This window comes from Fodinibius salsisoli (assembly GCF_026229185.1).
GTDB lineage: Bacteria > Bacteroidota > Rhodothermia > Balneolales > Balneolaceae > Fodinibius > Fodinibius salsisoli.
In genome coordinates this window covers 107,419-131,979 of sequence record NZ_JAGGJA010000011.1, presented here as the reverse complement: position 1 = coordinate 131,979, position 24,561 = coordinate 107,419, and the positions used below count along the sequence as shown (strand labels likewise).

Here is a 24,561-nt window from a genome sequence, read left to right as displayed (position 1 = left end):
TGAACTTATGATAGCAACAACCAGAGGGTTTATCCGGCTTATTCTTTTTTTTCTTCTGTCCCTTTTTACAGTACTCTTGGTAGGTGCCGGTAATATTCTGTTAGGCTTAGTAATACCCTCATGGGCTATACGGTGGAAGAATTGTATCATCCGTAGCTGGGCATGGTTGACAGCCAGGTTGTTGAATTTTAAAATTACTATAAATGGAACTCCACCTAACCCTCCTTATCTTTTGGTATCCAACCACTTAAGTTATATGGATGTAGTCCCCCTGTGGCTTGCTGTTGATGGTACTTTTATTGCCAAGAGCGAAATTAAATCATGGCCTTTCTTTGGATGGGGGACAAAGATATTGGGGATGATTTTTATTGACAGAGCCCTGAAGCGAGATGTCCAGCGGGTCAATAATATGATTAAGTCAACGATAACAGAAGATCAGGGAATTATCATCTTTCCAGAGGGTACAAGCACAAAAGGAGAAACCGTATTGCCGTTTCATCCTTCATTATTAGAATATCCGGCCCAACATAATGTGCCGGTAAGTTACGCCACGCTTACCTATCAGAGTTTTGATCCCAACAAGCCGGCCTCGGAATACATCTGTTGGTGGGGAGGGATGTCTTTTCTGGATCATTTTTGGGAACTGCTTAAAATGCCCGGTTTCAAGGCTGATATCACATTTGGAAGTAAGCGGATTGTGAATGCAGACCGGAAGCAACTATCAGACCAGCTTCACCAGTTGGTAAAAGCAAATTTTCAGCCTGTAGAACAAGCCGGAAGCACAAAACCAATGAAAAGTGTATGAAATTAAAGCTTTTGGGTGTGACGGGGTGGAAACGCTATCTGTTGGTTTATATTATGCTTTTGGTCGCTTCCCATCTTGTTGCGTGGCTTTTTGATAGTCCTATTAATCAGGATAATGGCGCTGATCAGAAAGTGATGCTTCAGGTCGTCGGAGCACAGGATCAGTTGCATCCCCAAACCGTAGAAGTTGCCTATGAGGATTATTTTCAGGGATCTAAAGTCGATAAACCAACTATCGTGCTCTTGGCTGGTGGGCCTGAAGGACCAGAAGTTTTTGATCAGCTGCGGCCTAAACTGTCTACCGACCATAGGGTGATTGTTCCGCACCTTCCAGGCTATGGACCGTCGGAAGAAGAATTGCCCGATTACTCATTCCAAGCCTTAGCTACCTACTCGAAACAACTGGTCCGCAAGCTAGGCCTACAGCAAGTTCATGTGGTCGGCTATGGACTGGGAGGAGCGAGTGCCATACATTGGGCACACAATGCCGGTGAGCAGATTGAATCCATTACCTTGCTCTCATCGATAGGAGTACAAGAGCTGGAGCTCTTAGGTGGCTATACGTTAAATCATGCCGTTTACAGCATCCAGTTAGCAGCAGTTTGGTTACTGCATAATGCAATTCCACATTTTGGCTTGTTCGATGCCTTATCTATTAATGTGGAATATGCCAAAAGCTACTATGAGTCCGATCAACGGCCAATACGATCATATCTGGAAGCCTATAAAAAGCCCATGTTGATTTTACATGGGGAAGAGGATGCGCTCGTGCCACTGGCCGCCGCTCAGGAACATCATCGGATTGTGCCCCAAAGTAAACTTAAGCTCTATCAAGCCGATCATGATCTGGTAAAAACCCACAGTGACTCTGTTAGCCAAACTATTGGTCATTTTATAAAAGATGTAGGAACCGGCGAGGCACTCACTTATGCAGAAGCCAGCTCTGAGCGGATACAGGAAGCTGAGAAGCCTTTTTCTAATGTGGATTTCGCAAAGTTTAAAGGGTTTTCGCTGCTCATCATCATGCTGCTTATTGTTGTATCCACCCTCATTAGCGAAGATCTCACATGTATCGGTGCCGGCTTGCTGGCAGCCCGGGGACTTATTGGCTTCTGGCCTGCCACACTGGCCTGCCTGACGGGGATTTTTATTGGCGATGTGGGGCTTTACCTGATGGGCCGGTTTGTCGGGCGTTCCGCAGTCCGTAAAGCGCCGTTTAAATGGTTTATTTCCGAGGATGATTTGGATAAAAGTGCTGAATGGTTCCACCGAAAGGGGCCCATGATCATTATGGCCAGCCGCTTTCTGCCGGGCAGTCGTTTCCCGACCTATTTCAGTGCGGGAGTTATCGGTGCAGGCTTCTGGATGTTTGTCGGATATTTTCTGCTTGCCGCCATTATATGGACGCCCATCCTGGTGGGTATTTCTCAGCTTCTGGGTAATGAGCTGCTTCATTATTTCTCGATGTATCAAGATTATGCCATCTGGGTATTTTTAGGCCTGGTTGCTCTTTTAATTATGATAGCAAAGGTATTTATTCCCGCCTTCAGCTACCGTGGACGTCGCCTGTTGGTTTCACGCTACCGGCGATTAACCCGATGGCAGTACTGGTCTCTCTTTTTACTCTATATACCCATAAGCTGCTATATCTTTTATCTGGGGATCAAGCACCGATGTGTAACGTTATTTACGTTAGCCAATCCTGAAATTCCTGATGGAGGATTTGTAGGGGAATCGAAGTCAGCAATTCTATCTAAATTTGATGATCAATATGTAGGAGCTTTTAAATTGCTTCATGTGGATGAGAAAGCCGAGAGCCGTATTCAACAAGCGTGCTCCTTTATGGAAGAGTATGAACGGTCATTCCCTGTGGTGCTAAAACCTGATATTGGCCAGAGGGGCAAAGGGGTCCGTATTGTACGAAGTAAAGAAGAGCTTAAGGAATACATCCAACAGACCAAGACCGATCTGATTATCCAGGAGTTTATAGGAGGCCAGGAATACGGAATCTTTTACTACCGTTTTCCAAATGCTGCGAAGGGAAAAATATTTTCTATTACCACCAAAAACTTAGTGTATGTGCAAGGAGATGGACAGCGTACGATGGAAGAACTTATTCTGGATGACGATACGGCCGTAACGCTGGCAAAATATCATTTAAAGCAACATGAAGAGCGCCTTTATGATGTTCCAGAAAAAGGAGAACAGGTAAATGTCGTAGAGTTAGGGACACATGCACGTGGAGCTGTTTTTGAAGAAGGGGAAGTACTTAAAACAAAAGTGCTTGAGAGAAAGCTTAATGAAATATGTAATCATACCTCTGGATTTTATTTTGGCCGACTGGATTTGAAAGCACCAACGGAAGAAAAACTCAAAAGAGGAGAAGGATTAAAAGTTATTGAAGTGAATGGGGTAACTTCAGAATCTACAAATATTTACGATAATGAATATAGCTTCTTTAAAGGAATAGGTATACTTTGTAAGCAGTGGAAAGTTGCCTTTGAAATTGGAAATCAACATAGGAGACAGGGGGGGACCCCCTCAAGTTTTGGAGGCTTTCTAAAGCGAACTTTTAAGACGTTATTAGAAGAACGGTCCCGATAGTTTCGCTGAGTTATAATTGCTAATCTGTTTGTCTAAAATCGGGGCTGTAGCAAGTTTCCCATAATGCTAGGAGTCAAAATAGTTGTTTAACATTTCTTCAGCCTCGGGATGGTTCAATTTTTTGGCTGTTTGAAAGTCCCGTTTTGCCTTTTCGGTTGCCCCCACGATCATAGAACTACAGGCTCGGTTAAATAAGGCTTCACTAAACTCAGCATCATGAGCAATCGCTTTATCAAAATGTTTTATAGCTCGTGAATGGTCAGAATAGTGACGCACACAAATGAGTCCCAGCCCATAGTGAGCTAAGGCGTTTCGATCATTGAACTGAACTGACTGCTTAAGGTAATCCTCTGCTTGTTCAAACTCATTGATACTAATATAGAACGCCCCGGCGATCTGTTGGAGTTCATCATCCTCAGGCTGTTGAGTGAGCGCTATATCAAGAAATTGTTCTGTTTTTTGAGGTTCCTCAGACGCAGTAAAAAGAAGCGCTTTATGCTTAAGCGCCCCTTTATGGCCCGGCTCTCTATTAAGAACCTGATTAAATAATCGGAGTGCTTGTTCATTGTTGCCCGCTTCAAAAAAGTTTTTACCTCGCTCAAAAAAGCGCTCTGTTCTCTGTCCCATATTGCTAATTAAAGATGATCAAAAGTTGGACGAAAGGTAATAACAAAGTAGCACGACTAAAAAATAGATCTCATCCGCACCCATCCTTTGAATATTACCAAAAATGACAAAGGCTGCTCACAGGTTAATGAGCAGCCTCGAAAAATCTGTTAAGGATCTATATCCTAATAAGAGTTACTGCGCGTATAGCTGGTGCAGTTTCCATTCTCTTTACCATCTTTTTTGCATTCTTCTTTATCTTCAAAGCCGCCATCAGAATAGGCCTCAATATCGCCATTCTTGGCTGTTCTTCGCCATCTCCATTCGCCTTTCATATCTTTGTACATTTCACATCGTGGCATAAATGTCCTGCTTAACTTTAGAATTATCAATTATATGCGTGAACGAAATCACTTTATCTGCTATAAAATAAATGAATTTTTTGTAAGTACGAACTGATAAGCGCCTAAAATTTGATAAATGTTGTTATGATTATCCGACCAGGATCAAATGAGACTTAGGGCAGAAGCTTAAAATCATAGTCAACATTATCTTTTACTTCCAGGCGGGGTAAATCAACTTTCGAGTCATGCTCCTTCGCTTCTTTCTTTAGCGCAGTGTAAAACGTTCGTGAAATAAGCAGGCGGTTGTACTCCTGACCGTTTTTAGAGATATAGTCGGTTATTGCGTTGATGACGCGGTCCATCTTTTCCATTATTCTCCGTCCTTAGTGATAGTTATGATTATCAGATGACGAACATAACATATATTATGGAAGGTTCAAGATATTGGAAAAGGGTTTAGGACTTAAATGCTCATTTTACAATTTTTTTTAGTATCCGTATTGGGTGCATCTCGTATAGCTTAGGTAGTAATAACTATAAATGGATAAAAGGAAATGCCGATGTCGCAAAAAGAAATATATGCCTGGAGCTCGCTGGTTTCCTCTATTGTGTTACTGACATTTTATTTGGTTTCGGTATTTGGTTGGCCGGAAGGTATGGCTGGATATGATTTTATTATGAATCTATTCTGGAAAATATTAGGGATTGCCGTAGCAGTAGAGGTGGTATTAGCTCTGCTCAAAGAATTCAATGCTGGAGAGGATCAAGACGACGATGAACAAGTCTTGATTGAATCAAAAAGTTATCGTAATGCCTATTACCTGTTGATGGGAGCTCTTGTGACGCTTATGGTACACATTTTTATTAATGAAGCGGCTTCGGAGTTTGCTGGAAAGGAAATGTGGCTGACTGTACCGTTTATGACACTGCACTTGCTGGTGATTATTGTATTCACGGCCAGTATCACTAAGTCAACCACGCAGCTTTATTATTACATCAAGAGGTAGTATAAAGAGTCATCGGATGAGTGAGTAGGCTTTTCATAAGGCTGAGACGATCACTCATCCGATGATAATTGCGAAAGTATTTAATGAGACTTTCTATTAAGTCGGGCCTGTTAATCCAATGAACGTACTTTGATGTTCTTATAGTAAACTACGCTCTCCGGATCGTGACCCTGCAGGGCAAAAGTACCACTGTCAAGTACACGTCCTTCACGATCCACATCGGCTGGCTCAGTATATTCCACCATCGTATCGCCATTTACCTTGATAGTGATATCGTCGTCCTGCACCTTAATGTACATCGTAAACCATTCCTCATCTTCAACCGGGGCATCGTTCATGATATCCTTAATAGCGTAGAGACTGGCCGTTTTACGGGGATCATCGTGCGTATTATTGACCTGCACTTCGTATCCTTTTTCCGGCCAGCCTTCTTCCTGGTATTCCGTGTGGAAATAGATACCTGAGTTGGAACCTTCTGTGGTCTTAACATCCGCCTTGAATTCGAAGTTCGTAAAGTCATGGTTTTCAACAGCGCCCTCGTAGAACAGGTGGGCACGGGGACCGTCAACCTTAATCTGTCCATCAACCACCGAAAACGTCTCCGGATTTTCGCTGGCTTGCCAGTGGTTAAGCGTCTGGCCGTCAAAGAGTGATACCCATTCTTCGCTTTCTTGTGCCGAGGCAGTTGTGATACCACCCAGCATCATTCCAATGACAGCGGCGACTGCTAATAATTTTTTTGAGATACTCATAATGTGTCGATTCATGTTTATCATTTATGATTGTGATCATTCCGCAGAAGGAAAACATTTTACGTTATTAACCATACGCATATTCGCGTAGCCATTCAATATCTAATTTTGCAAGGCGATACAGGCGCTGGTATCCTTTATATGGAGAAGCATACAGTAGGATAAAACTGCCTGACCTTACTGATTGCACTCCTTAACATAGTAGGGAGAAGTTAAAGGTCATTAATATGACTTTTTGGTTATGCATATAAGGAGCGTAGCCTGTACTTATTACGGATGGAGGTCAAGAGGATAAGGGATCAAGCTTTTTGTTTTATGGTGGTCTTTTGGCTTGATCCAAAAGACCGGTAAAAGATCAAGGCTGAAGAATCCTCTGCTTTCCAGGTTCTGCTGTGGCTTCGGCAAATAATTTAGCTCGGACCGCTGGTCCTCAGACAGGAAATTATTTGTTATCCTTCGCCTTCGCTTCACCTATCCAGGAAGTTGAGGATTCTAAGGCTGGAGGTAAAGGAGCTTCTACAGGTTGTGATTTTTGTTAAAAGCGAAAAGATCTACTGGGAAGAAATTTTGTTTACGGGGTAAGGCCTAAAAAGATGATTAGCGACCGTTTAGTCTTTCTGTACCAGGGATTAAATTATTCTTGACCTTTTCTTTCAGCAGAGCTGGTAATCCTAAACATGGCCAGCCCTGAGAATGCCACTTCGTGGCCCTCTGAGGATTCTGTGGGGCAGGCTAAGAAGCATGAGCAGAGGCCAAGAAATTGTACTAAAAACAAGGCACTCATACCGCCGACATAATGAATGCTGTGCGGAACCGAGGGTGGTCAGAATAATTTTGTGCCGGTAAGTACCTATGACATAGATTCTGTATGTAACGGACCATCAAAATTATTCCACCCAAAGGATACAGCGTTTACAGCATTTTCAGTCGGTCGTTTTTGCTCCACTTTTGTCGACACAAAAGTGGTAAAGATACAGTAATGGCCTTAATAAATTGTAAATAGCTAAGCCAAGGGGATGCCTCAGTTTTCTTATTACTATTTTTGAATGAGCAAAAAAGTAACCCAAAAACTCACCGGCTGATGGATTCTCCGGGTGCATACCGGGATTCAAACAACCATTCTTTCTACTCCTCGTTGCTCCCCGGCAACCCAACACCTTCACAACCCTAAGGCCGGAGGAAAAAGCTATTTCTCTATTTTTTTTCTTTCTATTAAAAGTGACTAGACCTACCGGAAGAATTTCTGTTAGACGAGGTACTGCAGCCAAACCTTGATCAGCGGCAGTAGAGGTTGCCAGTACCGAGGAGTTAAATTCTTCTTGACCTTTTAGGAACCTTTTGGGTCAAGCCAAAAGGTGGTAGAAAAATCATTGGCAATAGTAAAAGTAATTCCTGTTCCATTTTTGGAACGATGAATTCCAAAGGCTTGGGGCAGACAAGGAAAAGATTCCAAATTGTTGACAACTCCGGTAAAATGTGGAAAAGTAATCGTTGACAATGAACGCCTAAGCTGTTTTCTTGAAAGTAAGATTTAAAGGTGCCCCGCACTAAAGTTTAGTGTGGGGTGAAAAGGGAATCCGGTGCCTATCCTCCGAAGCTTTATGCGTAGGATGGAAATCCGGAGCTGTTCCCGCAACTGTAAGCCGATTTATCTTTTGAATAACCACTGCCTCAGCCCCAAACGAGGCGGGAAGGTCAAAAGAGTCTGTCGGTAAGCCAGGAGACCTGCCTTTAAGTCGAGTAAACGAGGCCTTCGGGAGTTAAGGTGTTGTTGAAAGGCAGACAGGTTGCATTGGTTTATTGATCATATGAGCATCTCTATCCCTGCCTTCTTCAATGTTTTAGCATCCCTTCCTCATAATTATAGCTAAAACAGAATGTACTTATGCTTACTCACAATCTCGGATATCCGCGGATAGGTATCCAAAGAGACCTCAAAAAACTTGTCGAATCGTACTGGAAAGACGAGATCGATAAATCAGAGCTGGTAGCCTCCAGCGAAGCCCTTCGGGTGATGCACTGGACTAAACAGAAAGAAGCTGGAATCAATTTAGTACCCTCAAACGACTTTTCCCTTTATGACCAGGTGCTTGATACGGCTATGCTGGTCGGAGCGATTCCCGATCGCTACCAGGAACTGTTCCAGGAAGAAAACGACGGCACCCACAGCTATCCTATTGACACCTATTTTGCTATGGCACGTGGCGTGCAGGATGATGAGCACGACATCCCGGCTATGGAAATGACCAAGTGGTTCAATACCAATTACCACTATATTGTGCCGGAGTTTTCGGCCGGGCAGACCTTCGAATGCCTCTCATCAAAGGTTTTTGATGAATATGAGGAGGCAAAATCAGTGGGTGTGATTACCAAACCTACGCTTATTGGACCAGTAAGCTTCCTGTTGCTGGGCAAAGAAAAGGATGAGTCGGAAGAGTTTCATCGCCTGGATCTGCTGGATGAATTGCTTTCGGTGTATCAGGAAATACTATCAGAGCTCGAGCAGATGGGCGTAGAATGGGTGCAGATTGAAGAGCCTTTCCTTTGTCTTGATCTGGATGAAAAAGCCCAGGTCGCTTATCAGAGGGCTTATGAGAAGCTTGCAGAAGACCGGGAGGGACTGGAACTGCTGCTGACGACTTATTTCGAAGGACTGGACAAGAATACTGGGTTGGCGTGTGACTTGTCAGTGGAAGGCCTCCATATCGATCTGGTGGAAGCACCCGGTCAGCTGGATAAGGTGCTGGAGCATCTGGATGAAGAAACCAAACTCTCCCTTGGACTAATCGACGGACGTAATATTTGGAAAGCGGACCTTGAGCAAGCAGTTGAGGTTGTAAAACAGGCCGCTGAAGCCATTGGTGAGGAGCAGGTACTTATAGCACCTTCGAGCTCGTTGCTGCACTGTCCGGTGGATCTGGAACAGGAGACGGACGAGACGGCCCTTCCGACCGATATAAAACGCTGGATGGCCTTTGCCAATCAAAAACTGGAAGAACTGTCACTGTTGAAGAAGTTGGCAAAAGATGATTTAACAGCTAAGGAGCGCCAGCAAGTAGAAGAACATCAGGCAGATATTTCCGACAAAGGGGAGTCGACTTTAGTGCACCATCCCGAAGTGCAGCAGCGCATGGACAACTTAGATGAGGATATCCTGCATCGGGATAACCCCTACCTCGAACGTAAGAAAATCCAACAGGAGCATATCGATTTGCCGGAGCTCTTTCCGACTACCACCATCGGCTCCTTTCCTCAGACAAAAAAAGTACGTCAGTGGCGAGCCGACTATCGGAAGGGCGAGCTATCGAAAGAGGAATACGAGCAGAAGCTCAAAGAAGCCACGGCTGATCTCATCGAAAAGCAGGAAGAAATCGGTCTGGATCTGTTGGTGCATGGCGAATTTGAGCGCAATGATATGGTCGAATATTTTGGAGAGCAGCTTGCCGGTTTTGCCTTTACCCGCAACGGCTGGGTGCAGAGCTACGGCACCCGTGGTGTAAAGCCGCCCATCATTTATGGCGATGTGCATCGGCCGGATCCTATGACCGTCAAGTGGTCTTCGTATGCGCAATCGCAGACCGAAAAGCCGGTGAAGGGGATGCTTACGGGTCCGGTAACCATCCTGCAGTGGTCCTTTCCCCGGGATGATCAGTCGCGCTCCGAAACCGCGAAACAGATTGCGCTGGCTATCCGCGATGAAGTGGCTGATCTGGAAGCGGCGGGCATTCAGGCCATCCAGATTGACGAGCCGGCCTTTCGCGAGGGACTTCCGTTGCGCCGGAACGATTGGACTCACTACCTGGATTGGGCCGTGGATGCCTTCCGAATTGCTTCAACGGTGGTGGATGATCAAACCCAGATCCATACCCATATGTGCTATTCGGAGTTCAATGATGTAATCGAGCATATTGCCCGCCTGGATGCTGATGTGATCTCCATGGAGACCTCGCGCTCTCAGATGGAGCTGCTGGATGCCTTTGTGGAGTTCGATTATCCCAACGAAATCGGTCCGGGGGTCTATGATATTCACTCGCCCCGCGTGCCGTCGACCGAGGAAATGGTCAATCTGCTGGAAAAGGCTGTGGATGTGCTTCCGCCGGAGCAACTGTGGGTTAATCCAGACTGTGGACTCAAAACCCGCGGTTGGGAGGAGACGCTGCCATCCTTAGAAAATATGGTCAAAGCAGCCCGACAGATGAGGGAAAGGGTTGAGATGGAAGTCTCTCATAATAAATAAATCCAAATATTGGGAATTCCCAATAATCTGTCGATTTGATTAATCATCTCTATAGAAATTTCATATATAATCTCTAAATAATTACACTATGCCCCATAAACTCATTGGACGCACCTCTGTACGTGATAATATTAAACTGAGTGAGGATCCCTCATATCCCATTTTTAAAGAATTGTATGAAAAGCAGAAGAAGGCTGTTTGGTTCCCGGAGGAGCTGAATATCCAGCAGGATGCGCTGGACTACCACACGCTCTCGGAGGATGAGAAAGATCTGTTTGATACCGCCGTCGGCTACTTTTGTTCGTCGGAATTGCTGGTGCAGAATGTGCTGGTTAATTCCTTCTTCCCACTGCTTACCGATCCCCATGCCAAGATGAGCTTCAGCACGCAGCTGTTTATGGAGAACATCCACAGCGATTTCTTCGAAATTGTATTGCAGTCGTTCGGTATGGACCGGGAGAAGATGTACGATGTAGCCTTTGACGATCCCATCCTGCGCAAAAAGCAGTCGCTCATCGTGGATGAAATCGACAAGATCAGCTACGGGCGGATTGATCCGAACTCGCTCGAGGGACAGAAACAAATCCTGCGGGCTATCCTGCTTAACAATATTATCCTGGAGGGCATTTTCTTCTATTCCTCTTTTGCACACTTTTTTGCTCTCAAGGATATGGCCAAGATGAAGAACGTTGTTTCCGGGGTGGAGCTGGTACTGATCGACGAGTCGCTGCATCTGCAGAACGGCATCGAGGCCATCCTTATCATGCTGGATGAAAATCCAGAGATTGTGGAAGACCAGGAGTACGTGCAGGAAATCCGCGACGTGATCCTGGAAGGCACGGCACTGGAGATCGAGTACGTGAAGCACAAATTCGGTGATCGTACTATTCTGGGCATCTCTTATGGAGAATTGGAGCGCTACCTGAAGTACATCACCGACCGGAGGCTACAGGAGCTGGGTTTTGAGCAGGAGTTCCATATTAACGAGAATCCGCTGCGTTTCCTGCAGAAAGAAGACGTCAAGAAGCTGATCAACTTCTTCGAAGTATCTTCCACCGAATACACTAATTATTGATACACAATCACCCCAAGTCACCCTTCGACTACATTCCGCCCACGTCGGAATTGCGCTCAGGATGATGTCATATTGAGCGCAGCGGAGTCCCGATGGTTCGGGAAAATAGAGTCATCCGGAAAATATAATAACAAACCCTTATAACTATGAAACGAACAGTCATAAAACGCGACGGCACGGAAGAACCCTTCCGAACCCAACAAATTATCAACGCCATTTTTGAAATCATCCAGGGACTGGAAGTGGAGGACGACTACGAACTTGTCTTCCTGATTATGAAAGAGCTGGATCTGAAAGTCCCGGAACGAGTGACCACAGAAGAACTTGACCGACTGGTCCTCAAAGCTATCGAGCAGCTGATCCCCAAACATCCGGTCTACGATACGCTGGCCACCCGTCAGCTGTTGAAGCTCATTAACAAAGGAATTGACCGGCGACTGGATGATTTTCATGATTTCCTTGAGCAGGCTTTTGAACAGGAATTGCTGGATGAGCGACTGAAGGAGTTTGATTTAGATTTGCTGGCTGAGTCTCTCAATTTTGAGCGCGACGGACTGCTGGGCTACTTTGGCTTGACGACCCTCAACGACCGTTACCTGATGAAGAATCGTGACCAGCAGGTAATCGAAAAGCCGCAGTGGTTTTTTATGCGGGTGGCTATGGGCATCGGCAATTCCAATGAAGAGATCGTCAAGATATACAATAAGCTTTCGAAGCTGGAATACCTGCACTCCACGCCCACGCTCTTTAACTCGGGTACGGTCACCTCGCAGTATTCTTCCTGCTACGTGAGCGTGGTTGACGACTCGCTGGATTCGATTATGGACAAGGCCCGCGAAACAGCTTTCCTGGCGAAGTATGCAGGCGGTGTGGGTACGGATGTCACTCGTATCCGGGCGACAGGTTCAAATATTGAATCGTTGAACGCTCCGTCTTCGGGCGCTATACCGTTCATCAAGATCTTTGATACGCTGGTGAATTCGATCCAGCAGGGGGGGCGTCGCCGCAGTTCGCAGGTGATCTCCATGCAGCCGTGGCATCTGGATATCGACGGCTTCATGGACTTGCGCGAAACCACAGGCAATGCCTACTTCCGAACGCCTTCGCTCAACACCAAGCTCTGGATGCCGGACGAGATGATGCGCCGGATCAAGGAGGGAGAACCCATTTACCTTTTTGATCCCGGAGTTTGTGGAGAATTGGTGGATGCAATTGGAGATGACTTCAGGAAGAAGTATGAGAAACGTATTGAGCAGGCTGAGGCCGGGGAGCTGGAGCAGTTCAAAAAGCTGGACAGCCAGAACTTCTTTAAGAAATACCTCTTTAAGCTGGCGAAAACCGGTCACCCGTGGTTGATTTTCAAAGACGAGCACAACCGTCACAATCCGTGTCCCGAGTACAGTGTCATCAACAGTTCGAACCTGTGCACGGAGATCTCTATTCCCAACCGGCCGGATTCTACGGCGGTCTGTACGCTGGCGTCGGTGAATCTGTCGAAGCACGTTAATGAAGCACAGGACGACATCGACTGGGATAAGCTGGAGGATACACTCGAAGTGATGGTCCGTGGACTCGATAATATCCTGGATAAGAACTTCTATCCCTCGGAGGCTGCCCGACGAAACACCATGGATCTGCGTCCGTTGGGTATCGGAATGATGGGCTTTGCCGAGGCGCTCATCGACCTGGATATTGCCTACGATTCGGAAGAGGCGGTCATCCTTGCGCGAAAGCTGGGTTCCTTTATGCGTGAAGTAGCTTATCGCACCTCGCAAGAATTAGCCGAAGAGCGCGGAGCTTTCAAGCATTACCAGGAGATGGAAGAGCAGGGTAATCCGTACGATTATGAGCCGAGACGCAATGCTGTGTTGCTGGCCATTGCCCCGACGGCCTCCATTTCCATCATCACCGGAACCACCTCGTCTATCGACAGCTACTTCAGCAATCTCTATTCGCGTGATACCCTTTCCGGGAAGCATATTGTTATCAATCGTCAGCTGATTGAGGATCTGGAAGAGCAAGGGCAGTGGAGCGATGAGATGGCCGATACGATCAAAGCTAATAACGGTTCGGTGCAGCATATTGACGAGCTGGATGGCATCATCGACAAGCAGCTGTATAAAACGGCCTACGAGATCCATCCCAAGCGACAGGTCGATATTGCGGCGGCCTTCCAGGAGTCCATCGACCAGGCGGTTTCGAAGTCGTTGTATATCGACGAGCAGCTCCGCGACAACATGGAGGAGATCTATCTTTATGCGTGGGAGAAAAAGCTGAAGTCCACCTATTACTGCTTCATTGACAAAGTAGTGAAAGGGGAGAAGTACACAGAGAAGGTCAACAAGCGCGGATCGCGTAAAGGATTCGGAGCTTCCGGATCATCCGCGGATAACGGGACCCCGAAGAAGACCGATCCGGTAGAAGAGGATAAAGCGGAATTGGAAGCCAAGGCGCGTGAAAAATTCGGGGATGAAGCCGTCGACCAGGCGCTGGAAGCCGATGCCAATTCCTGTCCCACAGACCCCATGCTGCGGAGGATATGTCCGGCGTGTGAATAAGCGGTAAGCTTTAAAGAAAAGACCTGTGGGCTAAAACCGGCAGGTCTTTTTTTCATTGAGGTAACAGGTGGAGCTAATAAGCTGTTAATCTATTTGGTTTATAGCTGAGTTATACCAACGGCTTAAGTTTTTAAATTACTTGTGCAAGTTGATCCTAATAACTATCATTCCTTTAGGAAAAAATGTTGCCGTGGGAGAGATTGAAATCGCCGGTTATGCAATGGTAACAGTAAATATTGGGGAATTAGAAGAAGGGAGAGCAATATGGTATGAGCCGGATGTTACAACATAGTTTCAGATTGCTAAAAGTTGGGGTATGCCTGCTTTTCATAGGCATGGGGCCGCTTAATTCATACAACGCAGTTGCTCAAGAGCCAGAAACACCCACTGTAGAGCTGTACGTAATCAGCACTCCTACAATAACTGGAGATAGTACTAATCTTATAGCTTATCTCAGGCCTGAATACGATGGCGCCACTTATAATTTTCATCTGGGGAATGGAGAGGAAACCGGATGGGGAGACAGTCCTCGACTTAGCTATGTATATAACAATGCGGGTCAGTATGAGGCTTTTGTGGAAGTAAAACCGACTCCCAATTTTAACCCAATTAGAAGCAACCCGGTAACGGTTGAAGTAATCAATCTTCCGGAAGTTGAAGTTTCCCTGAGAGCCGATAAAACAGACGCTGAGGTGAATGAAACGATTCAGTTTACTGGTAGAGCGTCCAATGAAACCGTTAATCTGGTTATCTATTATGGGGATGATAATGCCGGAAATTTTAATGGTCCTGCTGTTGAATACAGTTATCCCCAGGCTGGAACTTATACGGTTCAGCTTAATGCCTACGTAGGTAATAAATTCTTGGGAAGAGATACTATAACCATCAATGTTGGAGAACCCGATCTTGGAACCCCTAATTTAAGCCTGGATGCCAGTGAGTCCATGGTAGGAGCCGGAAATCCAATCTTATTTACGGCCCAACTCCTTGAACCCTCAGGGCAGGAATTAACCTATGAAGTCAATTTTGGGAATAATACAGCTACTTATGTTGATGCTGCACAACAAACCGAGCACAGTTATCCGGACCCCGGACGTTACCGGGTATATGCGACTGCACGAAATCCGAATGGAGAAATTGTTGCCAGGAGCAATGCATTAACAGTAAGTGTCATTGAAGTCAGGCTGAATGCAGATAAAAATGTTATCCGGCAAGGAGAGAGCGTTGAATTCACCGGTTCCATTAATCCTGCTGTCGATAACGCAACCTATAATTTTGTAGTTGGTGATTCAGTATTTAGCCGTCCTCAACCTACATTTGATTATGTCTTTCGGCAGGAAGGAGAGCATGAGATTAATCTTTTGACTTCGATTGAAGGGAGGAGTTTTTCCAGTAATCCCTATTCAATAACGGTTCACCCCGGTTTTAATCTCAGTCTTGAGCCTGACCCATCCGAAGCCAAGACGGGCACTGCTATCCACTTTACTGCAGCAGGGATACCCGCAGGCGTTGATGCAGAGTACAATTTTCATTTTGGCGATGGCGAGGAGTCGGGGTGGACGCCTAAATCCGAAGCGACTTATACTTACGATCAGAAGGGTTCCTATGATGTATTTGTGGAAGCTCGGTTGTCGCCGGGCGAGACATTCCAAAGCACTATTGTGCCTATAAATATTGAGGGATTTCCCTATTGGATTCTTATCGCAGGTGCACTCGTAATCCTGGGAGCGGGGAGCTATTTTCTGGTAAGAGGTCGTATTCCCAAAAAGGAAAATAAGCCCAGGTCACCTGGCAGTATATCTACAACGGTCAAGCCACATATTGACTTGGGACAACAGGAGGTCTCTTCCCATGGTGGACTTGAGATTAAATCTGAATTGAGGCTGAAACCAGTAAAAGATATTGGGGCGCAATCAATTAAAAATACGGGAAATTTGATCATACAAGAGCAGAGGGATTATGATGAATCAACCTAATAGTTTGTACCAAGTCTTCAATGATAAAGAAGACGGAGGATTTACTGAAAATTTAAAACGGTCGCTGGATGGCGAAGGGCTTCGCTCAATGAGGCAAAGCTTGACTGAAAAATCGTCTATGATATCCTGGTCCGGTTTATCCGAAGACATCAAGACCAAGGCCGGAGATCTGCTCAGCGTAACGATTCCGGATATTTTGATCCGGGCCTGGAATAAGGCGGGCATACTCAATAAATATGTAAACAGAGAAAAGTACGATCCCGAGGAAGTTTTTCTAATCGAACTCAAAGAGCATACGGTTTCTTCGAAGCACAAACCATATCTTGATGTAGAAGTGAATAACAAATCGATTGGCAGAATTAATGTTGACGTTGACTTGGAAATTTTGGTAAAAGGAGGCATTCTAAAAATTCAGGACGCCAGGATCAGGCAACTCAGAACCGGCACATTGAAAATATCGGGAGCCATACATTGCGAAGGCCTTGAGATAACTAAAAAGGAAAGTAAAGAGATTAAAATACCCGGAAAGATAGCGTTGGGAGAAGGTATACCGATAGCTCCCTGAAATTTGATACAACGACCATAAAAAATTCAGGTTCTACTAAGAGATTATTGCTAAGATGGATCTTTTATACTGATTCTCTTGGGATACCTGGTTTCAACCTGCTTTCGCTCTTTGCTTCCTTCTTCCAGCAACTGGAATGGCTTACCAAATTTCTGAAGTGATGCCTGGTTCCTTAACTCATCATATACTGCCATTATTTTATCTAAGGCATTGGTATAGGTGTCATGAGGTGTTCTTTTATCAGTTTCAATGGCAATAATAGCTTCTCTGGGATTCTCCGATAAATGCTCTTTTTCACCGTTGTTGGTTATAAAATCCCTGGCTAATTTTTTAATTGAAGAAAGTGATGCGGGTTCTTCATTAATTAAAATATTTCCCTGATTATTAATAAGTATGTCCAAGATATTTCTGTTATCTAACTTTGTCCTCCAAGTTTCCTCTGACTGAGATTCACTTAGTTGTGTCGTCGAGTAATTAATTCTCAGAGCTCCGTGCTCGCGCATTATTTTCTGGATATCAGTTACCAAACCAAATGGGGTGTCCGGGTGAACCTTAAAATTGAGAATGGAATTTTTCGGCTCAGGTACGGCTTTGGCAAACCGGGATTTAAAATCAGTAGGAGAAACCTTTTCTCCATTAAGCTTAATGGTTTCGTCGTCTATTAATTCCAGGGTGATTACCTGTGCCTGATCTGAGTGATCTTCCTCCATGCTGGCCGGCTCACAGCCAAAAAGCATACCAAGAACCAGGAACAATGGAAGGATGGTTGCTGTCTTCAAAAAAGTACGATAGGGTGAATTGTGTTGAGTCATCATCTGGAACCTCTTTTTTGTGATTTTAAAATGTAAACTGGTGCTTAAAGTGTTAACGGTTTGCGCTTTCCGCATGCTAAGCAGTAAGGCCTGGTATTGCGTAATGTCTGTACCTTTTGATAGGACATTCTCGTCTGCTATAAACTCGTGGTTGAGCTGGATAGTCGTTTTGTAAAGGTAGAGAACCGGGTTGAACCAAAAGATGGTTTTCAAAAATTCGAGAATAAGAATATCCAGTGTATGATACTGCCGGGCATGGGTTAGTTCGTGAATAAGTATCTCATTGCTGATCTGACCATTTTCATACTGCTGCTTATTGACAAATATCGTCGACCAGAAAGTATGAGGGGCAATCTCTTCATCCAGCAAAACAACTTTATGGCCTTGAAAAAATACGGCCGGATTTTTCATGGATCGCAGCTGCATGCGACAAAAGTGCCAGGCCATTCGGACAAACAGGAAAAGGGAAACTACACCGTAAAGAAGGACAAGCAATGGTGAAATCCATGCAATGCCAAGGGGTGGCTGTTCTCCACTCTCAGCTGTAGTAGATACAGGCTTTTCTGTTTTGGTTTGCATGTCAGTTCCTATTGTATACTCAGAAACAATTGGGAGTTCTGGGCCACGGTCGAGATTTAAATAAGAGTCAGCCATGCCTATGGGCAAAAATGGGACTATTAAAGAAAAAGCCAGGCCAAAGAGCAGGTACCAGCGGTTGATCTGATACATCTTTTCCTTTGCCAGAACGGCATGGTAGAACAGGAGTATCAGTCCCATACAAACAGTCGAATAGAGGAGATAGGTAATCATTGGTCTCTCTTTTTAAGCTCTTGGTTGATAATTTCCTGGAGTTCTTCCAATTCTTCATCAGAAAGATTGGTCTCTTTTGTAAAGAAAGAAGCAAAGGTGGACGGAGAATCATTGAAGTATTTCTTGATCAGGTTGTTTAGATGTTGAGAAAAGTAGTCTGATTTCTCCACCAGGGGATAATATCTGCGTGAACGCCCCATCTGCTCATAGTCTATATATCCTTTATCTTTCATACGTTTCAGCAGCGTTGCTACGGTACTGCTGGCTGGTTTGGGCTTAGGATATTTTTCGAGCAGGTCACTCAGAAAGGCCTTTCCAAGCTCCCAGATATACTGCATTAACTGCTCTTCGGATTTTGATAGCTTCATGTTATTCTACATTATTAGAACTGTTTCTACAAATGTAGAAATAAAATTTGAAAATGCAAATTTTTATGATTAGAAAGGCTTGAATACTAAAAGGAGCATCATATTAAGCTATCATTGGCTTTACACTTCTTGGCGGAAAAATTAATAGAGGGAACCTGCTCTGTCACTCCGAGGAGAATGTGAGGAGGAATCTCAAATGGTAAATAGGCTGGAATCACTCATCGGATGAGTGATTTAGTTCAGTATCGAATAAGAGCTCTTGTTACTCATCCGATGTGTTTGTGCTTTACTCAGAGTTTCTGACGCCTCAGGTCAAACAGTCTAACACTCTGGGTCAGGGGTAGGGGTAAAAGGTCTGACACTTCAGTCCATGATCTCTGAAATAATCGTAATAGAGCTATTCATTACAGGGGTTACAAACTAATTTTGTTAATTTTTTCTTGAATGAGTTGCTTTTCCGACGGAGACTTAGCTAAGGACCAAGCCTTTTGGAAATGATTTTTTGCTTTATCCGGATTGGTGGTTTGGTAGAACTCACCCAAGAGAACAAAATAGAAATGATTGTCCTGCAGGCTCAATTCCTCAGCCTCTTTAATGGCAATTTTTGCTCCCTCCACTTTGTAAAGCGCATAAACTCTGTTAAGTGCAGCACTCGAAGAATAGTTGATATCCAAGAGTTGATTATAGAGCTGAAGAATCTCCTCCCACTTTTCTGGGGTGTCTTCTTCGATGCAATGCCAGTATGCGATACGTGCCTCCAAGTGATATGTGCTTATTTCGTTACCTTGGGCCGACCGATCCAAAAACCGCATACCCTGCTTAATTAACGCTGCATCCCATAATTCTGAGTTTTGCTGGTCATATAGTATGATAGAACTCTCAGCGGATTCACGAGCCTCAAATCGGGAAGCATGAAAGCACATGAGGGCCACCAGCGCATTTGTTTTTGGTTCATTGGTTTTTGCATATTCGGTCAGCAAAAGTCCCAGCCGCATGGCCTCGAGGCAAAGGTCCTTCTGCAAAATTTTATTTTGTGTGTTCGAGTAATACCCTTCATTAAACAGCAGGTAAATAATACGCAGGACATTGTCGAGGCGGGCGGGAATTTCATCCTCAGGTGGCAGTTCCATCCTGATATTTTCAGTCCGAAGTTTTTTTCTTGCCCGGTACAATCTTTTGTTAACGGTACTTTTATTGGATAAAAAAGCCTCCGAAATTTCATCGATACCAAAACCACAAAGGGTACGCAGGGCCAATCCTATCTGGGCTTCGCTGGCAATGGCGGGATGACAGATGGCAAAGAGCATTTGCAACTGGCTGTCTTTGATATTTTGCAACGATAAATCCGGTTCTGCGACTCCATCATCTTCTTGCCGTCGTAACCTCAGTTCCGGAGATACTTTATTATCAAATATTTTTTCCCGGCGGAAATGGTGCAACGCTTTTCGCTTGGCCACTACATAGAGCCAGGCCGTAGGGTTTTCCGGCTGCCCTTCAAGTCCCCACGATTCTGCTGCCTGAAGAAAAGTTTCACTTACCACATCTTCAGCAAGCTGAATATTAGACAACCCATATCGCTTACTGATAACCGCCACCATTTTTGAAAATTCCTGGTGGAATAGCCGTTTTATAGTTTGTTGTTCGTGTTGCATGGAAAGGTACAGCCGTTATGTTATCCTACTATGCTTTCGTCCCTGTCCATGGGTTTCCAAAGGGACGGATTTCAACACTCCCGCCCTGATCCAGTGCCGGACAGCCGTGCGCTAATGTGGTAGCCTCTTCCAAATCTTCGGCCTTCACAACAATAAAGCTACCCAGCTTTTCTTTGATCTCAACAAACGGACCATCGGTGACTACCCCTCCGGGTTTTAGCACTTTGCCCTCCATAGAAAGGAGGGGTCCTCGACGGGCTAATTTTCCCTGTTTCTCGATGCCTTTCCACCAGTCATTCCATTTCTTCGAAAGTTCTGCCATTTCTTCTTTTGAAACATCGCTATAATCATAACTTGGTTGCCGAAATAATAACATGAATTCTTTCATATTCTTTTTATTTGATGTGAGTGTTTGCCTTATATCCTTATAATGATTGAGACTGTGGAAATAACCAGCTGTCAAGGAGTTGCACTCCTGAACATTTTGACATAAGCGGGAATTTAACCCCATTGAGCGTTCTCAATGAGAATTTCATTCCCTCAGTCCCTTTCCATCTAGAATCTTCGGAATATATTTTTTAATCCTTCGCTGTCGTGTTTTGGATTGTTTTGCATCGGAAAAGTGGAGTATATATCCTCGTTGCCGTCCTGGCGTCAAGGCATCAAAAGCAGTTTTAAAATCAGGGTTCTCATCAAACTTATTTTGCAGTTCCTCCGGAACAGGTTCTTTTTTTTCTTCTACATCTACCTCTAATCCCGCCTTTTCTGCTTCAATGGCTTCCTTGATATAGGATTTAAGGATGGATTCATGATCAATAATTTCCTGAACACTGGTAAATGGAATCCGGCGTGCTATCCTCGAATTCTTTCCGGGCTTTTCCAGTACATCGTGGGGATCCTCTAACAAAATCCCTTTAAAGAACATAAGGACACAAGATTCTTTAAAGGGCTGTATGATCACTATGTTACTTTCCTGAAAGGAGTAGCAGGGTTTGCCCCACTTCAACATTTCGGTTAGGTCGGCTTCGAGGCAGACCATTCTCAACTGCTCTATTTCTTGCTGCCATTGATCAGCTTCTCTTACATATTCATCGACCTTGGGGTTCATGCTATTCATCTTTTGTCGTTTTCTTGGCTTTATTTACTTTTGCTCTTAGAAGTTGCTCTATCGTTGTAGTCGGTACTTCTTGGCCATACTTAATTTGTATAGTTTCCTTTCCGGTTTTATAACCTTTCTCTTCAAGTATTTTGCGATTTTTGCTTCGAAGTACGTCTGCTCCTATGCCGAAAGTAGCGTGATTTTTGAAGGCGGAAAATCCAACATGAACACCGTGAAATTTATAGAACGGCACGTTATAGCTTATGCCTTCTTCTGCTTCCGGAACAGTCGATTTTATTATTTCCCGGAGTTCTTCGAGTATTGAATGGGCTTTAGAGGGTGAATTTGCTATATAAGAATCAACGTCTTTGGGTTTAGACATAATGGCTATTTTTGGTTAACAGGAATGATTTTTCTGTTTGCAGGTCTGAAATACCAGGATGTCAGCGTTAAAATCAGAAGCACCAATGAGGGAACAGCCTCACTTAGAGAAGTACCTCCGATAATATGCGATGCTGCCGCTCCCGACATAGCAAAGAAAAAGCCTGCATAGGCCCACTCTTTCAGCAGGGGGAATTTTGGAACCAGTACGGCTATAACTCCCAGAAGTTTCCAAAATCCAAGTATGGATAATAAATATAGCGGATACCCCAATTGACTGACAATTTCAACATAGCCTCCTATTTGCAGCAACTGTTGTACGCCCCCTGCTACCATTCCCAATGCAAGCCAGACGGTAGCAATCCAATAGATGATTTTATTTCTGTTTCTAATAATAAATTCTTTCACTTTTCGTCTTTATTTGATTTTAGGATTCGCCTTTCACCTATATAATGATTGAAACTGCAGAAATTGGACAAACAAATTTTAATTACTTTAAAATTAATGTTGATCAGTTATTAATAGGCTGTTTAGCGTATATAGTTTACTGTTTTTCGGGCTGGTATTTGATCAATTAGAACTAAGCTCAAGCTTGCTGTGCCGGTGACATTATGAAATCCCTTATTTTTTTATTATGAAGATAACTTATGATATAGATTACTTTTCATAAAGTGTATCCTTGGTAATGATATAATCTATTTTTGTATTAGTACAGGAAGGACGTAAAATGTGATGTTATATATAACATAGAACTCCCTATAAAAAAGCAGACCCAAACAGAGGAGTAGGAGGGAATAGAGCAGGATAATAAATCCAGCTGTTTTTTACTGTTGCATAAAAGATATGGCAATTTTCTAGAAAGTGGATCAGTATTTGACCCAAATTAATTATAGAATAAATGTTTTATGCCCGTTCGGCAAGCTCAAACCAGCGAGTAGTATGTTCTTCTATTTCTTCGGAAAGTTTGCTATAGCGTTCTGACTTCTCTTGTAGCTCTTCGCGCTCTAAGCCACCGCCGCTGATCTCAGCCTCAAGCTGTTCCTTCTGTTCTTCCAGCCGGGCAATTTTATTTTCCAGTTTATTGTACTCCCGACGCTCATTATAATTGAGTTTTTCATTCTCAGAAGAGGAGGTAGACTCAGTGGGCGTCTCTTGTTTTTTTTCAGTTTGTTTTTTTGTCTTCTTAGTTGATTGGAGATCTTCTTCCAATTTTTGACTTCGGTATTCTTCATAGGTGCCGTTGAAGTCACGGATTTTACCATCATCTTCAAAGACAAAGTAATGATCCACCAACTTATCCATAAAAAAGCGGTCGTGAGAAACAATAATCAGGCAGCCTCCAAAGTCGAGCAGGAATTCTTCCAGCTTATTAAGAGTCAGCAGATCCAGGTCGTTAGTCGGTTCGTCGAGGATCAGGAAATTGGGATTTTCGATAAGCACCTTCATTAGGGCTAACCTACGCTTTTCACCACCACTCAGTTTTCTTACGTAGGTATATTGCATCTCAGAGGTAAACATGAAGTGCTCGAGAAAACGGGAAGCAGATATTTTTTTTCCATTGGCCAGCTTAATAACTTTGGCCTCCTTTTCTATGATATCAATGACGCGTTCGTCATCATTGAACTCCAGGCCTTGCTGCTCATAATGACCAAAGGTGATGGTTTTACCGATCCTTATTTTGCCGGAGTCGGCGGACTGTTTGCCGGTAATCATATCCAGGAAGGTACTCTTACCAGCTCCATTTTTGCCGATAATGCCAATACGCTCACCTGCCTCAAACGTATAGTAAAAGCTGTCTACAATGGATTGGTCATCAAAGCTTTTGGTAACATTTTTTAGTTCCAGAATTTTACCGCCCAGCCGAGGCATATCGATGCTGAGTTTTAATTCAGGATCATCCTGACCAGGATCTGCTTTTTCTTTGGTTTCATAAAACCGGTCAATACGTGATTTAGATTTGGTCGTTCGTGCCTTAGGCGAGCGGCGCATCCATTCCAGCTCTTTTTTAAAAAGCTGGTTGGCTTTATAGGCGGCTTTGCGTTCAACTTCTCGGCGTTCGGCCCGCTTCTGCAGAAAGTATTCGTAGTTGCCCTCGTGATGGTAAAGGGTACCACCATCGAGCTCGAGGATATGGTCGCAAATACGGTCCAAAAAATAGCGATCGTGTGTTACCATCAGCAGCGTCATGCTCGAGGTTGTGAGATACTCTTCCAGCCACTCGATCATTTCAATATCAAGGTGGTTGGTGGGCTCGTCAAGGATGAGCAGATCGGGATTGTCCAAAAGTACAAAAGCCAGGGCTACCCGCTTTCGTTGGCCACCGGAAAGGGTGGAGATGGATTGGTCTAGATCATGAATACTTAGCTTGCCCAATATTTGCTCCATCCGCTGTTCATAATCCCAGGCTCCGGCTACATCCATAGCGTTCGATGCCTTCTCAAAAGCTTCCTGAGTCTGTTGGTTAAAATCTTCGGCTTGAGCCTGCAGCGCCTGGTGGTATCGGCGAATAATTTGTACCACCTCATTATCATCCTGCGCTATATACTCGCGGATGGTCAGGTTTTCATCCAGATCGGGCTCTTGCTCCAGAAAGCCGATGTTGACGCCATTCTGGACCATTACTTTTCCTTCATCCGGCTCTTCTTTACCTGCTAAAATTTGCAGAAGCGTAGATTTTCCGGTGCCATTTTCGGCAATGAGAGCCGTTTTATTGCCTTCTGAAATGCCGAAAGAAAGTCCCTCGAAAAGTACTTTTATACCGTAGTTCTTTGAGAGATTTTCTGTTGAAAGATAGGTCATAGTGGATGTGTGTAGATCTATAGCTGTATGAACAAGCGCAAGCCATGAAAATAATGAACACTGGGTACTTTTAGAAATAAAAAGTGGTCTGTCTTTTGGACAGACCACTTAA

20 protein-coding genes and 1 riboswitch are annotated in these 24,561 nt (G+C 44.3%); of the genes, 8 read left to right on the top strand and 12 right to left on the bottom strand.

Annotated elements, in window-relative coordinates; translation table 11 throughout:
* Positions 1-7: 7 nt before the first annotated feature.
* Both J6I44_RS15595 and J6I44_RS15590 read left to right on the top strand, forming a co-directional pair.
* Positions 8-805 carry a lysophospholipid acyltransferase family protein gene (locus tag J6I44_RS15595; protein WP_265767087.1) on the top strand — a complete coding sequence of 266 codons (798 nt, stop codon included), beginning with the start codon at positions 8-10 and terminating at the stop codon, positions 803-805.
* Positions 802-3,408 carry an alpha/beta fold hydrolase gene (locus J6I44_RS15590; RefSeq protein ID WP_265767086.1) on the top strand — a complete coding sequence of 869 codons (2,607 nt, stop codon included), beginning with the start codon at positions 802-804 and terminating at the stop codon, positions 3,406-3,408. Before J6I44_RS15595 ends, J6I44_RS15590 begins: the two co-directional genes overlap by 4 nt.
* 66 nt (positions 3,409-3,474) lie before the next feature.
* Here the strand turns inward: J6I44_RS15590 and J6I44_RS15585 are convergent, their stop codons facing one another.
* From J6I44_RS15585 to J6I44_RS15575, 3 genes are all read right to left on the bottom strand, one after another.
* On the bottom strand, positions 3,475-4,035 hold the full coding sequence (locus tag J6I44_RS15585) for a tetratricopeptide repeat protein (protein WP_265767085.1): 561 nt from the start codon (positions 4,033-4,035) through the stop codon (positions 3,475-3,477).
* 164 nt (positions 4,036-4,199) lie between these two features.
* Positions 4,200-4,376, bottom strand: coding sequence for a YegP family protein (locus tag J6I44_RS15580; protein ID WP_265767084.1), 177 nt, complete (start codon positions 4,374-4,376; stop codon positions 4,200-4,202).
* A 155-nt stretch (positions 4,377-4,531) separates the two neighbouring features.
* A complete protein-coding gene (locus J6I44_RS15575) occupies positions 4,532-4,729 on the bottom strand; it encodes a hypothetical protein (protein WP_265767083.1) in 198 nt (65 codons plus the stop codon).
* Between the two features lie 189 nt (positions 4,730-4,918).
* Here J6I44_RS15575 and J6I44_RS15570 point away from each other — a divergent pair, with 189 nt between their 5' ends.
* The gene (locus tag J6I44_RS15570) at positions 4,919-5,365 is read left to right on the top strand and encodes a hypothetical protein (RefSeq protein ID WP_265767082.1); all 447 of its coding nucleotides are present in this window, start codon (positions 4,919-4,921) and stop codon (positions 5,363-5,365) included.
* 110 nt (positions 5,366-5,475) lie between these two features.
* Here the strand turns inward: J6I44_RS15570 and J6I44_RS15565 are convergent, their stop codons facing one another.
* On the bottom strand, positions 5,476-6,117 hold the full coding sequence (locus J6I44_RS15565) for a 3-keto-disaccharide hydrolase (RefSeq protein ID WP_265767081.1): 642 nt from the start codon (positions 6,115-6,117) through the stop codon (positions 5,476-5,478).
* A gap of 1,518 nt (positions 6,118-7,635) precedes the next feature.
* Positions 7,636-7,864, top strand: a riboswitch (cobalamin riboswitch).
* A 138-nt stretch (positions 7,865-8,002) separates the two neighbouring features.
* Here J6I44_RS15565 and metE point away from each other — a divergent pair.
* The 5 genes from metE (at position 8,003) to J6I44_RS15540 (ending at position 16,528) form a co-directional block, all read left to right on the top strand.
* Positions 8,003-10,354: a 5-methyltetrahydropteroyltriglutamate--homocysteine S-methyltransferase gene (gene metE, locus J6I44_RS15560; protein ID WP_265767080.1), complete on the top strand. Its 2,352-nt coding sequence runs from the start codon at positions 8,003-8,005 to the stop codon at positions 10,352-10,354.
* Between the two features lie 88 nt (positions 10,355-10,442).
* Positions 10,443-11,429 carry a ribonucleotide-diphosphate reductase subunit beta gene (locus J6I44_RS15555; protein ID WP_265767079.1) on the top strand — a complete coding sequence of 329 codons (987 nt, stop codon included), beginning with the start codon at positions 10,443-10,445 and terminating at the stop codon, positions 11,427-11,429.
* 146 nt (positions 11,430-11,575) lie between these two features.
* The gene (locus J6I44_RS15550) at positions 11,576-13,987 is read left to right on the top strand and encodes a ribonucleoside-diphosphate reductase subunit alpha (RefSeq protein WP_265767078.1); all 2,412 of its coding nucleotides are present in this window, start codon (positions 11,576-11,578) and stop codon (positions 13,985-13,987) included.
* 278 nt (positions 13,988-14,265) lie between these two features.
* Positions 14,266-15,963, top strand: a complete 1,698-nt coding sequence (locus J6I44_RS15545; RefSeq protein ID WP_265767077.1) for a PKD domain-containing protein — start codon at positions 14,266-14,268, stop codon at positions 15,961-15,963.
* Positions 15,947-16,528, top strand: a complete 582-nt coding sequence (locus J6I44_RS15540) for a hypothetical protein (RefSeq protein ID WP_265767076.1) — start codon at positions 15,947-15,949, stop codon at positions 16,526-16,528. The genes J6I44_RS15545 and J6I44_RS15540 overlap by 17 nt, the downstream gene beginning before the upstream one ends.
* A gap of 50 nt (positions 16,529-16,578) precedes the next feature.
* Here the strand turns inward: J6I44_RS15540 and J6I44_RS15535 are convergent, their stop codons facing one another.
* From J6I44_RS15535 to J6I44_RS15500, 8 genes are all read right to left on the bottom strand, one after another.
* Entirely contained in the window at positions 16,579-18,150 is a 1,572-nt protein-coding gene (locus J6I44_RS15535) for a M56 family metallopeptidase (RefSeq protein ID WP_265767075.1), read from the bottom strand.
* Positions 18,147-18,518 (bottom strand): BlaI/MecI/CopY family transcriptional regulator, encoded by a 372-nt coding sequence (locus tag J6I44_RS15530; RefSeq protein WP_265767074.1) that lies wholly within the window; start codon positions 18,516-18,518, stop codon positions 18,147-18,149. The genes J6I44_RS15535 and J6I44_RS15530 overlap by 4 nt, the downstream gene beginning before the upstream one ends.
* Positions 18,519-18,931: 413 nt before the next feature.
* Positions 18,932-20,170, bottom strand: coding sequence for an RNA polymerase sigma factor (locus J6I44_RS15525; protein ID WP_265767073.1), 1,239 nt, complete (start codon positions 20,168-20,170; stop codon positions 18,932-18,934).
* 28 nt (positions 20,171-20,198) lie between these two features.
* Entirely contained in the window at positions 20,199-20,558 is a 360-nt protein-coding gene (locus J6I44_RS15520; protein ID WP_265767072.1) for a YciI family protein, read from the bottom strand.
* Between the two features lie 144 nt (positions 20,559-20,702).
* Positions 20,703-21,287 carry a YdeI/OmpD-associated family protein gene (locus tag J6I44_RS15515; RefSeq protein ID WP_265767071.1) on the bottom strand — a complete coding sequence of 195 codons (585 nt, stop codon included), beginning with the start codon at positions 21,285-21,287 and terminating at the stop codon, positions 20,703-20,705.
* Positions 21,280-21,651 carry an iron chaperone gene (locus tag J6I44_RS15510; RefSeq protein ID WP_265767070.1) on the bottom strand — a complete coding sequence of 124 codons (372 nt, stop codon included), beginning with the start codon at positions 21,649-21,651 and terminating at the stop codon, positions 21,280-21,282. Before J6I44_RS15510 ends, J6I44_RS15515 begins: the two co-directional genes overlap by 8 nt.
* Before the next feature lie 5 nt (positions 21,652-21,656).
* The gene (locus J6I44_RS15505; protein WP_350356714.1) at positions 21,657-22,043 is read right to left on the bottom strand and encodes a DoxX family protein; all 387 of its coding nucleotides are present in this window, start codon (positions 22,041-22,043) and stop codon (positions 21,657-21,659) included.
* Between the two features lie 510 nt (positions 22,044-22,553).
* Complete coding sequence (locus J6I44_RS15500) at positions 22,554-24,449, bottom strand: ABC-F family ATP-binding cassette domain-containing protein (protein WP_265767068.1); 1,896 nt, start codon at positions 24,447-24,449, stop codon at positions 22,554-22,556.
* Positions 24,450-24,561: the final 112 nt, after the last annotated feature.